12 protein-coding genes and 1 pseudogene are annotated in these 14,437 nt (G+C 67.0%); 10 read left to right on the forward strand and 3 right to left on the reverse strand.

Features of this window, described 5'->3' with window-relative positions; all coding sequences use genetic code 11:
- Positions 1 to 33 precede the first annotated feature (33 nt).
- Positions 34 to 1,437 (reverse strand): annotated as a pseudogene (locus CMC5_RS48910) (DUF6798 domain-containing protein); the annotation flags it as partial.
- Between the two features lie 960 nt (positions 1,438 to 2,397).
- On the opposite strand from CMC5_RS48910, the gene CMC5_RS06225 reads away from it, so the two are divergent.
- The 4 genes from CMC5_RS06225 to CMC5_RS06240 all read left to right on the forward strand — a co-directional run bounded on the left by CMC5_RS06225 (position 2,398) and on the right by CMC5_RS06240 (position 6,828).
- The gene (locus CMC5_RS06225; protein WP_050429544.1) at positions 2,398 to 3,852 is read left to right on the forward strand and encodes a choice-of-anchor L domain-containing protein; all 1,455 of its coding nucleotides are present in this window, start codon (positions 2,398 to 2,400) and stop codon (positions 3,850 to 3,852) included.
- Between the two features lie 249 nt (positions 3,853 to 4,101).
- Complete coding sequence (locus CMC5_RS06230; protein WP_218920233.1) at positions 4,102 to 4,878, forward strand: ABC transporter permease; 777 nt, start codon at positions 4,102 to 4,104, stop codon at positions 4,876 to 4,878.
- A complete protein-coding gene (locus tag CMC5_RS06235; protein WP_050429546.1) occupies positions 4,871 to 5,695 on the forward strand; it encodes a sulfate ABC transporter permease subunit in 825 nt (274 codons plus the stop codon). The genes CMC5_RS06230 and CMC5_RS06235 overlap by 8 nt, the downstream gene beginning before the upstream one ends.
- A 5-nt stretch (positions 5,696 to 5,700) precedes the next feature.
- Positions 5,701 to 6,828, forward strand: a complete 1,128-nt coding sequence (locus CMC5_RS06240; protein WP_050429547.1) for a sulfate/molybdate ABC transporter ATP-binding protein — start codon at positions 5,701 to 5,703, stop codon at positions 6,826 to 6,828.
- Between the two features lie 22 nt (positions 6,829 to 6,850).
- Here the strand turns inward: CMC5_RS06240 and CMC5_RS06245 are convergent, their stop codons facing one another.
- Positions 6,851 to 7,606: a hypothetical protein gene (locus CMC5_RS06245; RefSeq protein WP_050429548.1), complete on the reverse strand. Its 756-nt coding sequence runs from the start codon at positions 7,604 to 7,606 to the stop codon at positions 6,851 to 6,853.
- Between the two features lie 149 nt (positions 7,607 to 7,755).
- Complete coding sequence (locus CMC5_RS06250; RefSeq protein WP_050429549.1) at positions 7,756 to 8,283, reverse strand: hypothetical protein; 528 nt, start codon at positions 8,281 to 8,283, stop codon at positions 7,756 to 7,758.
- Between the two features lie 132 nt (positions 8,284 to 8,415).
- Between CMC5_RS06250 and fghA the strand changes: the two genes are divergently transcribed.
- The 6 genes from fghA to CMC5_RS06280 all read left to right on the forward strand — a co-directional run bounded on the left by fghA (position 8,416) and on the right by CMC5_RS06280 (position 14,434).
- Positions 8,416 to 9,258: an S-formylglutathione hydrolase gene (fghA, locus tag CMC5_RS06255; protein ID WP_050435744.1), complete on the forward strand. Its 843-nt coding sequence runs from the start codon at positions 8,416 to 8,418 to the stop codon at positions 9,256 to 9,258.
- A gap of 16 nt (positions 9,259 to 9,274) precedes the next feature.
- Positions 9,275 to 10,666, forward strand: coding sequence for an FHA and sigma-54 interaction domain-containing protein (locus tag CMC5_RS06260; RefSeq protein ID WP_050429550.1), 1,392 nt, complete (start codon positions 9,275 to 9,277; stop codon positions 10,664 to 10,666).
- Between the two features lie 179 nt (positions 10,667 to 10,845).
- Positions 10,846 to 11,661, forward strand: a complete 816-nt coding sequence (locus CMC5_RS47275; RefSeq protein WP_245678325.1) for a GNAT family N-acetyltransferase — start codon at positions 10,846 to 10,848, stop codon at positions 11,659 to 11,661.
- A gap of 330 nt (positions 11,662 to 11,991) precedes the next feature.
- Positions 11,992 to 12,510, forward strand: coding sequence for a type IV pilus modification PilV family protein (locus CMC5_RS06270; protein ID WP_050429552.1), 519 nt, complete (start codon positions 11,992 to 11,994; stop codon positions 12,508 to 12,510).
- Positions 12,507 to 13,808, forward strand: coding sequence for a hypothetical protein (locus CMC5_RS06275; RefSeq protein ID WP_050429553.1), 1,302 nt, complete (start codon positions 12,507 to 12,509; stop codon positions 13,806 to 13,808). Before CMC5_RS06270 ends, CMC5_RS06275 begins: the two co-directional genes overlap by 4 nt.
- Entirely contained in the window at positions 13,805 to 14,434 is a 630-nt protein-coding gene (locus CMC5_RS06280; RefSeq protein WP_050429554.1) for a hypothetical protein, read from the forward strand. Before CMC5_RS06275 ends, CMC5_RS06280 begins: the two co-directional genes overlap by 4 nt.
- Positions 14,435 to 14,437 lie beyond the last annotated feature (3 nt).

Below are 14,437 nucleotides of genomic sequence, written 5' to 3' on the forward strand. Positions count from 1 at the left end.
CTTGATGGTCGAGCGGCCCGTGACGTCCTTGATGCGCTTGAACCACTCCGGGATCTCTCCGGGCATCATGGCGTTGGCCTTCCAGTCCACCACGATGGCCCTCTGCCCCCAGAACCTCAACGTGTCCATGCGGGGTGGCGTGAGGAAGAGCGCGTCCTTCGGGGAGCGCTCGCGCATCCAGGCATAGAGTGTCTGCTCGTCCTGACCCTGCCCCCGGACCAGGTTGGAACGGGCGCTGTACTCCTTCAACTGACGTACCGCGACGGGGACGACGATGGCGAGGGAAGCGAGCAACGCCACCGGAACGGCGGCACGCCGCAGCCAGCGGCCGAACCGTACCCCTCCAGCGGTAGGAGCGAGCATCTCCATCCCGGTGTGCGCGAGAAAGACGAGCAGCGGGGCTGCGCTGATGGCGAGCACGATCGCCGCGAGCGTGCGGTCGTCACGCCCGGCATTGAGCAGACAGAGGGAGCCCACGCCGCCGAACACCAGCGCCAGCGCGATGTTGGGCACGTTTCGCGCGCGTCGAGGTTCCGTCATGACGGTGACCGCACCAGCGCACGCCACCGCCTGGAGCAGCAGGATGCTGTGAGGCAAGAGCCGCCATGAGAACAGCTGGGTGGCCTTGGGGAGCTGGAACAGGGTGGAAAGGACGAGACCTCCCCAGATGACGGCGGAGAGGCCAGCGATCAACGCACCGACGCGCCGCAACGGCGCCGCGCCGCGGGTGGCGAGACAGAGCGCGCCGGCGCCGCCGAGGAGCAGCCAGGCCACGGCCGACTGGAACTCCCCCTTGTGCTTGATGGCGTCATAGTGGTGCGGAGCACGGATCTTGAAGAGTATCTCCTGCGCTGCGGCCTGATTGGGCGCGTTCGCCGCGCCGAGGAGCACAGGCAAAAACAGGAGAACGACCGCGCTCGGTACGAGGAGCTGAAGCAGCAGCCGGGGGCCCAGCCCCTCTCGACCCATCGCGAGATGCGCGATGAGCAGCGCCATGACGAGCAGGACCAGGTAGTTCGCGTGGAACAGCCCACTCAGCGCGGCGCACAGACCGGACGCAAGCCACTGCCCCCGGGCGAAGAAAGCCGCAGCTCCCAGCAACCCGAGACTCGCCAGCGTGGAGGGTTGGAAGAACTTGTCGAAGACGTAGGTCGCCGTGGCCCCGTCCGTGCGCGTCTGGAAGGCGAGGGCGAGCATCATGAGAAAGGCTGGCAATGCGCGCTTCGGGCCGCAGAGCGCGCGGAGCAGCGCGTACATGCACAGCGCGCCGGCCGCGACCACGGCCGTGTGCGCGATGCCGATCGCCCATCCCCGGGGGTCGACGGCGATGAGGCCCGCAGCCAGATATTTGAACGTGGGGTGATACTGGGTGGTCTGGGTGACGAACCAGTCTCGCTGCAGGATGCTGGGATCGAGCAACCTCAGGGAGCCGAGCATGTAGACCAGTTGATTGTCGGCACCGTAGTTATGCCCGAAGCTCAAGCCGAAGCAGACCGACGCCACCGACGCCAGAAAGACGTCGAGCGTGTTTCGAAGCTTACTGATTGGATAAGACACGGTCGCGCTCTATCACAGGTCTCGCGCCGCGGCTCGACCAGCGTGGGAAGGGAGAGAGGGCGATCGTGGGGCGGATCCGCTTCGAAAAAGCGCCGCGGTTTCGGTCGTCTCCCGGGGCACCGTGGCCACGTCATGACGCGGTGTTTCAATGACGCGATGGGACCCACGGCGAGCGCTCCGCGTATCAGCGTCACGTCCGCTCAGTCCAAGGCGTCGTCCCCTGGTCATTCATTCGAGGGCGAAATAGAGGGCCACTCCGGAAATGCAGCTTCCGGAGCCACGCGGCGCGACTGGATGACGTCAATCTGCCGTCCATCCCTCGACAATCCGTCGTCGCGTCTCGTCAATACGTCGGTCAATTCACCCACCAATCCACGGTTCAATCTGTCGATTGACATCGTGATGCGCCCATCCGGCCGTCAGCCGCGCGGAAGTCGCGAGAAGCCGCGAGAAGTCGTGAGAACTCATGGGAGCTCATGGGAATTCGAGCGTGCTCGGGGCCGGCCTCGACGGTCCACGCGACGGTTCCACGCCGAGATCTCGCGCTCCGAAGCGGCGTTGACACGCGGAATGAAGCCGTGTTCTCCTGAAGGATTCGTCTTTGATTCAAAATCCGTGAGCAGGATTCGAGCGTCATGGGCGCATTGACACCACACTCGATGTCGATGGATACTGGCCGGATTTTCTCGATAGCGACTTTCGAAGAACTCAATCCTATGATTGACATTGAACCTCACCCGACTAGATATGAGGACATCGCAGGCCGCTCCCCGGACGGGGCAGGCCCATCCCAATCAGCCATTTGGGGCGTTCTGGTGCCTTGTTCTCGGAGGTCGTGTCATGGGTCTTCGTCGTTTCACCGCAGCCTCTCTCGCCATCTCCACCCTCGCCATTGCAAGCAGCGCACATGCGCTGAACGTCACACCGACCGATAACGCTCAGGCCCTGGCCAACGCTCTGCTCGGGAGCGGCGGCGCCGTCAGCATCACCTCCGTCAGCTACTCGGGTGCGGCTCACGCCTCGGGCCTCTTCACGGACGGGCCGCTCGGCCTCGCGGATGGCACGCTCCTCACGACGGGCAGAGCAATCGACGCGCTCCCTCCGAACTCGTCGCCGACCACGACGACCGCGAACAACCTTCCCGGGCATCCGCTCTGCGACGCGCTGATTCCGGGGTACACCAGCTACGACGCCTCGATCCTCACCATCACCTTCGATCTGGCGGCCTCGTTCAATGGTATCCAGTTCAACTCGGTGTTCGGCAGCGAGGAGTTCCCCGAGTGGGTCGGCTCCTCCTACAATGACGTCTACGGTGTCTATCTGAACGGGTCGCAGGTGGCGTTCGATGACAATGGCGCGCCGATCACCATCAACGGGCCGTTCTTCAGCAGCGGCTCCGTCGTCCTCACGCCCGCGAACGGCACGGAGTACAACGGGACCACGGGGATCTTGAATACCCGGGCGCCGCTGGCCGGAGGCTCGACGAACAACCTGCTCCAGATCGTGATCTGTGACGCTGGCGACACGGCGTTCGACAGCGGTGCATTCGTCTCGGGCCTCAATGGTTGCATCGGTGAGGACTGCAGCGGCACGGTCCCGTGCGCTCTCATCGACAACGACGGCGACGGCATCAACTCGTGCGACGATTGCGACGACGCCAACCCCAACACCTACCCCGGCGCGCCGGAGTACTGCGATGGCGTCGATAACAACTGCAATGGTGAGATCGACGAGGGCGGCGTCTGCGCGCCGGTGTGCGTGACGGTCCAGCGCGGCACCTTCGGCCACGCCGAGGATGCGTCGATCTACCCGCTGTCCCCGAACTACAACGAGGGCGCTCTGGCGAGCCTCCGGACCGGAAACACCAGCCCCCCGAAGAAGGCGCTCGTGCAGTTCGACCTCAACTTCGTGCCGTCGGGCGCGATCGTGACCCAGGCGAGCTTCGGCATCTTCCAGGAGTACACGACGCTGCAGAACCCCATCAACATCCACCAGGTGCTGGCGCCGTGGACCGAGAGCACGGTCACGGCCGGGAGCCTCAACAACAACTGGGATCCCGCCGTGCTCGCTTCCTTCACGACCGTGTCGGGCACCGCGGCCCACGCTGTGGACGTCACCACCATCGTGAGCGAGTGGGTGTACGGGATCGAAGCCAACCACGGCTTCCTGCTCGAGGAAGGCGCGTCTCCGGCGCTGCACTCCTACCGCGCCAGTGAGCACCCGAACGTCGCTCAGCGGCCGTACCTCCACCTCTGCTACTTCGGCGGGGATGGGGGCATCGTCGGCGGCCACTGAGCACAGTCCACCGCGGGTGAATTCCCCCACATGGGGACCCCGTGAGGATGCGCTGAAAGCGCTCGCCTCGTCGGAAAGGGTCGGGAATCACATTCTCGACCTTTCCGATGTGGGTTTCTGAATCCGATTGCGCTCCGCCCTCCTCCCGCGCGAATCTCCCTGCCTCTGAGCGCGGCTTTTCCCTTCGCCCATCTGGCTCGACGTGGTGGACGCCTGCCGGGCCCTCCCGCTCCATGGGGTCGGTACGGCTTGCGGGCTGCCGCGGCTTGCTACCTGTTGCTCATGGTCGCCTTGCCCGTGGGCATCGTGGCGAGGAGCGGGTTCTCTGCTGGGCTCGGAGGCCTCGCGCGCGCGCTCTGGCACCCCGTGGCCCGTAGCGCGTTGCTGCTGACCCTGCAGTCGGCCGCGATCATGGCCTTGATCAACGCGGTGATGGGCACACTCATCGCCTACGTGCTCGTGCGCTACCAGTTCCCGGGTCGACGCATCCTCAACCTGCTCATCGACCTGCCTTTCGCCATCCCCACGCTGGTCGCAGGGCTCATGCTCGTGGTGTTGCTGGGGCCCTCCGCGCCGCTCGGACGCGCCCTGGACGGCGCTGGACTCCGCGTCGTGTATGCGCCTGCATCGATCCTTCTCTGCCTGCTCTTCGTGACCCTTCCGTTCGTCGTGCGCGCCGTCGAGCCGGTGCTGCGTGAACTCGACCCTGCCGAGGAAGAGGCGGCTCGCATTCTGGGCGCGAGCGACGTCGCGGCATTTCGTCGGGTGATCTTGCCGTCGCTCTCGCCTGCCATCGTGAGTGGCTCCTTGCTCAGCTTCTCGCGGGCTCTCGGAGAGTTCGGCTCCATCGTGGTGGTGGCAGGGAACATCCCGCGCCGCACCCTCACCGCGGCGGTCTTCGTTTTCGGTGAGGTGGAGTCGGGGAATCCACTCGCGGCGAGCGCGATGGCGCTCGTCTTGATTACGATTTCATTTTCCATCCTGCTGCTCGTGGATGCATTCGGCCGGCGAGCAGCGCATGCCTAGGCGTGTCAGGCTCGGGCGTGCGGCGCTCATTGCCATTGCCGTCGTCTATGTCTGTGCGCTGGTCGCGGTTCCGGCTGCGGCGCTGCTCCATGGCGCCTTCAGCGAGGGGCTCGGGCCGTTCTTTCAGGTCTTCGCTCGGCCGGATGTCCGTCATGCTCTCTCGATGACGGCGCTGATGGTGTTCTCGGCCGTCGTGGTGAACACCGTGTTCGGCACGGCAATCGCGTGGGTGCTGACCCGTGACCGTTTTCGTGGCCGGCGGCTCCTGAATGGCCTCGTGGACGTGCCGTTCGCGATTTCGCCGGTCATCGTCGGGTTCGTGTTGCTCGAGCTCTTCGGGCGTCAGGGCCTCTTCACGCCGGTGACGCGCGCGCTTGGCGTCCAGATCGCCTTTGCGTGGCCAGGGATGGCGCTGGCAACGACGTTCGTGACGTTGCCCTTCGTCGTCCGTGAGGTGGCTCCGGTGCTCGAGGAGGTCGGCACGGAGCAGGAGGCCGCGGCCCATACCCTGGGGGCCTCCGCCCTCGTCACGTTCTTCCGGGTGACGCTGCCCTCGATCCGCTGGGGACTCGCTTACGGGATCACCTTGACGGCGGCTCGTAGCATCGGCGAGTTCGGCGCCGTCCTGATCATCTCCGGGGGCATCGCCGGCCGCACGGAGACGGCGACGAGCTTCGTGTACCGGGCGCTCGAAGATCGCGACGATCTCGGGGCTCATGCGGTCGCCGTCGTGCTCGCTGTCGCCTCCCTCGCGCTGCTCGGCGCCATGGAAATGCTCAAGCGCTGGCGTGCTGGTTCGCGCCAGGTAGAGGAGTAGCCGCCGTGGGGATCGTGGTTCGTGGCCTGAAGAAGCGGTTTGGGGCGACCCAGGTGCTCGACGACGTCTCGTTCGAGATCGCCCGTGGCGAGATGGTGGCGCTGCTCGGCCCCAGCGGCGGGGGCAAGAGCACGGTGCTCCGGATCATCGCCGGGCTGGAGTTTGCCGACGAAGGGGAGGTGCACCTCAGGGGACGGGTCGCCACCCACACCCGGGTGCAGGATCGCGACATCGGCTTCGTATTTCAGGGGTACGCGCTCTTCCGGCACATGACGGTCCGCGAGAACGTGGCCTTCGGCCTCAGCATCCGCAAGCGGCCGAAGGCCGAGGTCCAGCGCGTCGTCGACGAGTTCCTCGCGCTCGTGCAGCTCGACGGCCTGGGTGATCGCTATCCGACGGAGCTGTCCGGGGGGCAGCGCCAGCGCGTGGCCCTGGCCCGTGCTCTCGCTCCAGGAACGGATCTGCTGTTGCTCGATGAGCCCTTCGGGGCGCTCGACGCCAAGGTGCGCCTCGACTTGCGTGAGTGGCTGCGCCGCCTTCACCAGGAGCGTGGACTCACCGGCGTCTTCGTCACCCACGACCAGGAAGAGGCGATGGATCTCGCCAGTCGGGTGATCGTGATGAACCGCGGTCGTGTCGAGCAGATCGGTACACCGGAGGAGATCTACGATCGTCCCGCCACCGAGTTCGTGGCGAGCTTCGTGGGATCCATCAACGTGTTCGAGGGGCAGGTGCGTGGCGCGCAGGCAGCCCTCGGCGGGATCTCCGTGGGGGCTCCGTCGGGCGCAGGAGACGGCGCCAGCGTGCGTGCCTTCATCCGCCCCCACGACGTGGAGCTGCACGCGCGCGTCCGCCAGGAGGCTGGCTCGACGCCGGCGTCGCCGCTCGACGAGGGCGCGGAGGAGCGCTCCGACGCCAGCGAGGGGCCGGGGATCAGCCCTGCTGCTGCGCGCATCGAGCGGATGTCGCGGGTCGGATGGACCGCGAAGCTGGAGCTTCGTCTCACCGATGGACGTCCGCTCGTGGTCGAGGTGACCAAAGAGCGTCTCGCTCAGCTCGGCCTCTCCGAGGGGGACTGGGTCCTCGTCAGTGTCCGGCAGGCGAAGATCTTCGTGCAGGACTACGAGATCTGAGATCTCTGGGTCCGGGCTCGGCTCAGAAGTCCACGCACATGGGATCGCCCTTGTCGCACTTTTTCTTGGGCGCATCGGGCTTGCTGACCACCGCCCTCGGGCCTGCCCCGTGATGCGAAGGCGCTTGCCTGGACGTCAGCGCGTCGATCTGTCGCTGGAGTTCGAGCCTCTCCTTTTCACTCCTGGCCTGCTGGTACTGGTCCTGGAGTGACGCGATCTGTCCGGCGCGCTGCTCGAGTTCCTGCTTCAGCCGGGTCTGCTCCGCCTCTTGCGCCGCCAGCGCTGCGGCTTGAGTGGCCTGCTCCTTCTCGGCCTCCGGCTTGATCTTTCCGAAGTACACCCCGAAGGAAGCTCCCAGCACCAGCACCCCGCCGATGGTGCTCGCGGCGAGCAGCCGCTGCAGGCGCTTCTTGTGCTGGTCCTGCGCCATCTGGGCCAGAGAGCGTTCGTGCTCCTGCTGCCGGAGCAGTGCCTCCATCCTGGAGCGTTGTTCGACCTCGACCCGAGCGCGCTCGACCTCTGCTTGCTTCAGCGCCTCGAGCCGCGCGTTCTCCTCGCGCATGCGCTGCTCCTCCAGGCTGCGGCGCTCCTCTTCGGCGCGGATCCTGGCGAGTTCGGCTTCCCTGGCTCGCGCTTCGGCGTGTGCCCGTGCCGTCGCTTCGGCGGTCGCACGGCGCAGAGCGGCAGCTGCTTCCTCTTCTTGCCGCTGGCGCTCCAACCCCATGAGCTGATCCAGGGAGAACAAAAGGGAGTTGGCGTTTTCCTTCATCTCGGCCATGGCGCGTGGACCTCCTCATCGCTCCATCGGCGCTTCTCGAGCGTCGGCGAGCGGGCGAGTCAGGGGGCTACTCCGAGCGGCGGTGTGGCGCGCTGGGTGCTGAAGCCATGGACCAGCCAGGAATGCGCGGCTTGGGTCCCTCGTCGCGCTTACTCCTCGATGCGAACGGAGACCTTCACCTTCACCCACACACCTTCGGGAGGCAGCGGATACGACGGATCGATCTCTCCCTTCCAGTCGATGTGAATGGTCCAGCCCTCGCCTTCCGGATCCTCGTAAAAGAACTGTCGGATGTCGTCCTTGTAAACCACGTCGAGGGGCACGATGCGTTCGCCCTTCGGCATCGACGCCTTCTGCACGACGCGGGTGAGCTGGTCGCCCACCTTCACGTCCCCCGTGATGTTGCGGATGAAGCCCATGTCGGTCACCGACGTATCCTCGGCTTCGAGGCGTACGTACCGCAGCTCGGCGGCGCTCACCTGATGGGGGTTCTCGGTGATGGTGATCTCGCTCCAGCCAGCGAACGTCGTGGAACCTCCCGGTCTGACCGGAAATCGCGTCTCCGTCTCGTGATCGCCGCTGATGATGGAACATCCGGTCGAAGCGAGGGCCAGCGCGGCGAGGGCAGGGACCCATCCAGATGAGCGTGAAGGGACACGGGGCAGCAGGGTAAGCATGGAGACCCCAGCGTAACACGGGTCGCGAGGCCAGCGATCGGAGCCGATATCGCGGTTGGATCATCGGAGATCCAACCCTTGGTCGGTGTGCTCACGACGACCACCAGGGAGGTCGTGCTATGCAGCGAAGTGATGCCTTCCTCTCCCACCCTCGTGTCCAGCAACCGCAGTTTCGGCGGTGAGCAGCAGGTCTTTCGCCACGACTCGTCCGTCCTCGGCTGCTCGATGAATTTCGGCGTCTATCTCCCTCCCCAGGCCGCCTCCGGGCCCTGCCCGGTCGTGTACTGGCTGAGCGGCCTGACATGCACCGAACAGAACTTCATCACCAAGGCTGGAGCGCAAGCGCATGCAGCCCGGCTCGGCCTCATCCTGGTCGCCCCCGATACCAGCCCGCGTGGCGAGGGGGTGCCCGATGACGACGCCTTCGATCTCGGCTGCGGGGCAGGCTTCTACCTCAACGCGACCCAGGAGCCCTGGGCCCGTCAGTACCGGATGTACGACTACGTGGTGAGTGAGCTACCGGGCCTGATCGAAGCTCATTTCCCGGCGGCAGAGCGGCGCAGCATCCTGGGTCACTCCATGGGTGGCCATGGCGCCCTGGTGATCGCGCTGCGGAACCCCGGCCGCTACCGCGCCGTCTCGGCCGTCGCGCCCATCACGGCGCCGTCGCAGGTGCCCTGGGGTCAGAAGGCCTTCCGTGCCTACCTGGGCGAGGATCAGGGCGCCTGGGCCGAGTTCGATGCCAGCCAGCTCGTTCGTGTGGCCAAGGAGCGGCTGCCCCTCCTCGTGGACGTCGGCGACAAGGATCAGTTCCTGGAGCGGGAGCTGAAGCCCGAGATCTTCCGCCGCGCCTGCGAGGAAGTGGGCCACCCGCTCACGCTCCGGATGCAGCCGGGCTACGATCACAGCTACTACACCATCGCCACGTTCATCGGTGACCACCTGGAGCACCACGCGGCGGCTCTGAGCAAGTAACGTTGCATAGTTCCTGATGAGACTCCTTCCTTCCGAAGCCGTCTCTCCCGAGGACGGGATCCAGATCCCCACGGTGCGGGTCACGGCGACCTCCCCTCTGGGAGGAAAAGAGACGGCCGCTCTGGGGGCTGCACCTCTCGCGGTGGGGAGCAGCGCAGAGTGCGGCCTCACCGTGCGCGATCCGGCAGTCTCCCGACGACATTGCGAGTTCGTGCTGTCCTCACGCGGGATCACCCTTCGTGATCTCGGGAGCAAGAACGGGACGTTCGTCGGTGAGATCAGGATCGTCGAGGCGATCTTGCCCGTGGGCGCAACGATCCGGATCGGCACGACGCGGCTCTCCGTGGTCATGTCGTCGCCCCCCACCTTTCTGCCGTTGTCACGGAGCACCTCGTTCGGTGACGCCGTCGGTCAATCTCAGGTGATGCGCTCCCTCTTCGCGCGCCTGGAGCGTGCCTCCGCAGTCGGCGACGCCGTGCTTCTCACGGGCGAGCTGGGGACGGGCAAGAAGCTCCTCGCGCGCGCTCTCCATGAGGGCGGTGTGCAGCGGAACGAGGCCTTCGTGGCCGTCGAGATCAGTGGCCGACCGCCCAGGCATGTCGAGCGCGACCTCTTCGGTCAGGCCTCCAGCCAGAGTCACGCGGGGACGAGAGCGGAAGGCGCCATGCTCGCAGGGCAGGACGGCGCGTTGATGCGTGCGCGCAGCGGCACCTTGCTCCTCGAAGACGTCGGGGACCTCTCACCGGACCTCCAGGCCAGGCTGCTGCGTGTGCTCGAGTCGAGGCGGCTGGAGCCCTCCAGCGACAGCGAGGGGCTCCCTTTCGAGGCGCGCGTCATCGCGGCCACGCGTCGCAACCTCAAAGCCCAGGTCGACGAAGGCACGTTCCGGAGCGACCTTTACTATCTCCTCGCCGAGCTGGAGATGAGCGTGCCGCCGCTACGCGATCGCAAGGATGACATCCCGATGCTCGCGGAGCGTTTTCTTGCGGCCCAGACCCCCTCGCGCAAGCTCTCCGACCTTCCGCCGACGGCGCTCGATCTGCTCGCCGCGCATGCCTGGCCGGGCAATGTGCGAGAGCTGCAGAACATGGTGGTGCGTCTGGTGTTCCTGCCCGAGGAGATCGCAACGGCGATCTCGGAAGAGCAGGCCAACCCCACGGCAGACGACGGCGCGGCGGCCGTCGTGCCTGCAGGGAAGCCTTCGAGCGAGCCCTCGGTCGACAGGCTGCTCGCGCTGCCCTTGCAGCAGGCACGTGAGCTCGTGCTGGAAGCCTTCGAGAGACGCTACGTCACCGCCAAGTGGCGGGATGCTGGCGGGAATGCCTTCATCGCTGCCGCAAAAATGGGCATTTCAGAGCAGCTTCTGCGGCAACTCCTGGAGCGCTATCGACTGGATCGCGAAGGCTGAAGGAGCCGCGCCGCTCATCAGATGGCGCTGTCCCTCGGCCTCAGCGCTCGGCAGGCGCGTCGCCTCGCTGGGACGCTCGACTTGTAGTCCGGCCTTCTCTCCCGGGAGCACCATGGATTCGCCTCCTGCCTCCGCCTCGGCCACGAGTCCGTGAGGCGGCGATGACTTTTCGCGGTCGCGTGACGTCGACGCGCACGACGCGATGCGCAGAAGGTCGAGCGGACGGCGACACGAAGCTCGAGCGTTCGGGGGCAGGAAGTTTTCGTAATTGCAAGGATATCGGCGTTCGATGCGTTGTTTTCGAGCAGACCACGCAGACGCTGGCTGCCGCCTGCTACCGCCTGCTGCCTCGTGCTGCCGCGTCGATCATCCCTTCCGCTGGTTGGAAGGGCAGCTTTTGCCATCACGGCGCTTCACCGCTCCCGCATTCTCCCCGCCGATCATGGTACGATCCGAAGTGCGTGCCACATCCGTCCATCTTCACCCCGCGTCTCGAACTCGTGCCGATCACCGTCCCGCTGGTCGAGGCCGTGATGCGTGGTCGTCGCGATGATGTCGAGGCGATCCTGGCGGCCCGCATGCCGACGGAGTGGCCCGGCCCTGCGTTGATCGAGCGCGCTTTCTCCGCGTCTCTCGATCTCATCCGAGCGGCGCCGCTGGTTCGGCTCTGGGGAGACCGGGTGATGATCTCCCGCGAGGGAGCACGTCGGGTGATCGGCAGCGTGGTGTTTCACGGTGCCCCTGATGAGGATGGATCGGTCGAAGTCGCGTACGGCGTGGAGCACGAGTCGCAGCAGCAAGGCTTTGCGACCGAGGCGACCGAGGCATCGGTGCTCTGGGCTCTGCAGCAGCCCGGCGTCCGCCTGGTGAAAGCCACGACCCCCACCTGGCACACGGCCTCGCGACGCGTGCTCGAGAAGTGCGGTTTCTGCGTGGTCGGTTCCCGTGAAGGGGATCTCGTCGGCGAGCTGCTCGAGTTCGAGCGTTGCCCTTGAGGCGAGGCTCCGATGGTGCCTCGCCCCCAGGTCCAGCGCATCCGCCGGCATCGCTCCTGAGCCGACGCCTCCGCGCTGCCGTGCAGTGATTGCGGGGAGGTGAACGTCGTTGCGCGCTGCTCGGCGCGGGGGACGAGCTACGTGGTGGATTTCGCGAGCATCGATCGTCGTGAACCTGGCGTGGGCATGGGCACGAGCGTTGCTGTGACCTGAGAGGTGAGCCACGAACTCCACGGCCTGGGCCGTCACCCTGGTGGACGGTGCCCAGCAGATGCATGCGCGAGTCCCCATCCGAGAGCCACCCGACGAGGCACATCGTTCGTCGAGGTGATGGCGGCGCTGGGTGTTCTGAGCATCGGTGCAGCGGGAGCGATCGCGCTCGAGAAGGTGGTCTCTCGCTCCGGGGCACGTGCGAACACGCTGGCCGTCGCGAGCGCCGTGGCCTCGAGCTGGGCCGAGCGTCTTCATGTGGATGGCCTGCGATGGGGCGCTCATGGCCTCGCCGGCCTCGATGGCACCCTGTGGCTTCGCGCTGTCGAGTGGAGTCCCGGCGAACACCATGCCCCTGCCCCAGGTCCAACCGATGCACCGGTGGCCGATCGCATGGGTCTCGACGTGATCGACGGAGACGACGCGCTCCCGGTCTTCTGCACCCATGTCCGCCTCACTCGGCTCGGCCCCCTGTGGCCCGAGCTGGTGCGCGCCGAGATCCGCGTCGTGTGGGAGCGCGCGCTTCAGCCCATGGATTGCGGCGTGGATCCTGCCGTCGTCGACGCCGATCCTGGCCGCTTTGGCGCCATCTACCTCGTGGCCGGCGTGCTCGGACTCCCGCCAGGTGAAGCGCGATGAGCGCGTCGGTGGCGCGCCCCTCACGCCCGGGCCGCGCGTTCACGCTGGTCGAAGTGCTCGTCGCGCTCTCCGCCGGGCTCGCGATCGCTGCCGCAGCGCTGCTCCTCTCTCGCGGTGTCTCGCGGTTGCTCAGGGAAGATGCGCGCATGGCCTCCACCCGCGTGGCGGCCACACTGGGACTTGCCCGTCTCGTGGCGGACGTGCAGCGCGCTGGCTTCCTCTCTTCTGCCCACGCAGCGGCCGACCCATCGGTCTGTGGGGCCCGTGCTCTGTGGCCGCAGGGGCTCCAGCGCCTGTCCGCGGTCACCGCATGGAACGAGGGTTCTGTGATGGCCCACCCGGAAGATCTCGAGCAGAGCACCGCCAACGGGCTTCGTCCTGACGCCCTCATCGTGGGGGGGAACTCGGGAAACGGAGATGTGTTTCCCATCCGTGCAATCGCACCAGGCTCGGCCGGTGGACAGGACGTGTACCTGCAGATCGAAGGGAGCGGCGCCGTGCAACGCGCTCTCGCCCGAGGAGGAGCGGGCGGCGCTGACATCGAGGCGAGCTTTCAGGTGGGCCGCTTGCTGCGCATCGCCCTCCCGGGGCAGTCGCGGGTGAGCTACGGCGTGATCGCGGGGGTCCAGGTCGTCGGTGTGCCTCCCGCTCAGGTGGTGGTTCACCTCGCCTCGACGCCAGCGCTGCCTCGGCGTGAGCACGACGGCTGTGGTCTGGGCCGAGGAGCCCACGTCGGAGGGCTCGCCAACGCCGTGTCGCGTGTGCGGTACGACCTTCGACGGCTCGCGGGACACGCCGTGTACGGTGATCTGGTCGCGCCGATCTCTCCAGCAATCACCGGCGACCTCGGCCGCACCGAGCTGGTCCGGGTGGAGCTGGACGCCGACGACCGCGAGATCCCTGGCTCGCTGGAGCTCGTGGCGGAGTACGCCGTGGATCTCCAGATCGGCATCACGGCGGTGCTCGCCTCGGGCGACATCCGGCGGTTCCCCATCGGATCGAGCAACGAGGCAGAGGGCCTGGCCATCGCGGGAGATCCCGCCACGCCGGGAGCTGCACCCGAGCGGGTGCGGGCCGTGCAACTCCGGCTCTCCACCCGGGCACGTGCCCCTGATCGCGAGGCAGGGATCGACATGCAGACAGGCGGCCCGAGATCGCGGTTCTTCATCCCTGGTCTCGTCCCTGGCGTCGACACCGCGTGGGACCCGCTCCCTCCTGGCGCGCCGCCCGTCCACGCCCGCACGTGCACCCTTCAGACGGAGGTGGCGCTGAGGAACCTGGCTGGAGGTGCTCTGTGAGCGCGAGCGCCGTGCAGCGGTGGTCTCGCCGTGTACGTGCGCGGGGCGCTGCTCTGCCGATCGTGTTCCTTCTCGTCACCTCGCTGGCCTCCCTCGGTGTGTTCGCCATGAGCGCGACCCACACTGCCGTCGTCGCGAGCGGAGCCACTCGGCTCGAAGGGCAGGTGCAGCGCCTCACCAGCTATGTCCTGCTGGCCTTCGTGGCCGAGCTGAGCTCACCCAGAGGACCGACCTATGTGCAGGCGACCCGCGGCGCGAGCGACGCGGGCTGTACCTCGGCCGTCGCGTGCATTGCGCTGGGCCGAGAGCAGCTCGAACTCCAGGGAGGACCACTCCTCATCGCGCCCACGGCCGTCCGCCCTGGCAGCCTGGGCCTCGTCGAGGTGGGCTGGGGGGCGCGTGTCGAGCTGAGCGACCCCATGCCGGCGCTACCGCCACCGCCTGGATTCGACGAAAGCTCGGCGGGGGCCGTGAGCGTGGCGCCTGTCCTCGTGACGCTGAGCGCCACGGGCTACCTCTGGCCCGCTGCGTCAGACGGCGCGCCTCTCTCGCCCGAGCTTCGCGCAGCCTCGGCCGCGCGGACCGAGCTTCGCGCCCATGTGGTCGTGCACGGCGTTCCGCGCTGATCG

This window comes from Chondromyces crocatus (assembly GCF_001189295.1).
Classification (GTDB): Bacteria; Myxococcota_A; Polyangia; order Polyangiales; family Polyangiaceae; genus Chondromyces; species Chondromyces crocatus.

Excerpts from the sequence above, each read along its gene's own strand:
- CMC5_RS06225 (WP_050429544.1), top strand. The coding sequence starts at position 2,398 with ATGGGTCTTCGTCGTTTCACCGCAGCCTCTCTCGCCATCTCCACCCTC.
- CMC5_RS06235 (WP_050429546.1), top strand. The coding sequence starts at position 4,871 with ATGCCTAGGCGTGTCAGGCTCGGGCGTGCGGCGCTCATTGCCATTGCC.
- CMC5_RS06245 (WP_050429548.1), bottom strand. The coding sequence starts at position 7,606 with ATGGCCGAGATGAAGGAAAACGCCAACTCCCTTTTGTTCTCCCTGGAT.
- CMC5_RS06250 (WP_050429549.1), bottom strand. The coding sequence starts at position 8,283 with ATGCTTACCCTGCTGCCCCGTGTCCCTTCACGCTCATCTGGATGGGTC.
- fghA (WP_050435744.1), top strand. The coding sequence starts at position 8,416 with ATGCCTTCCTCTCCCACCCTCGTGTCCAGCAACCGCAGTTTCGGCGGT.
- CMC5_RS06260 (WP_050429550.1), top strand. The coding sequence starts at position 9,275 with ATGAGACTCCTTCCTTCCGAAGCCGTCTCTCCCGAGGACGGGATCCAG.
- CMC5_RS06270 (WP_050429552.1), top strand. The coding sequence starts at position 11,992 with ATGGCGGCGCTGGGTGTTCTGAGCATCGGTGCAGCGGGAGCGATCGCG.
- CMC5_RS06275 (WP_050429553.1), top strand. The coding sequence starts at position 12,507 with ATGAGCGCGTCGGTGGCGCGCCCCTCACGCCCGGGCCGCGCGTTCACG.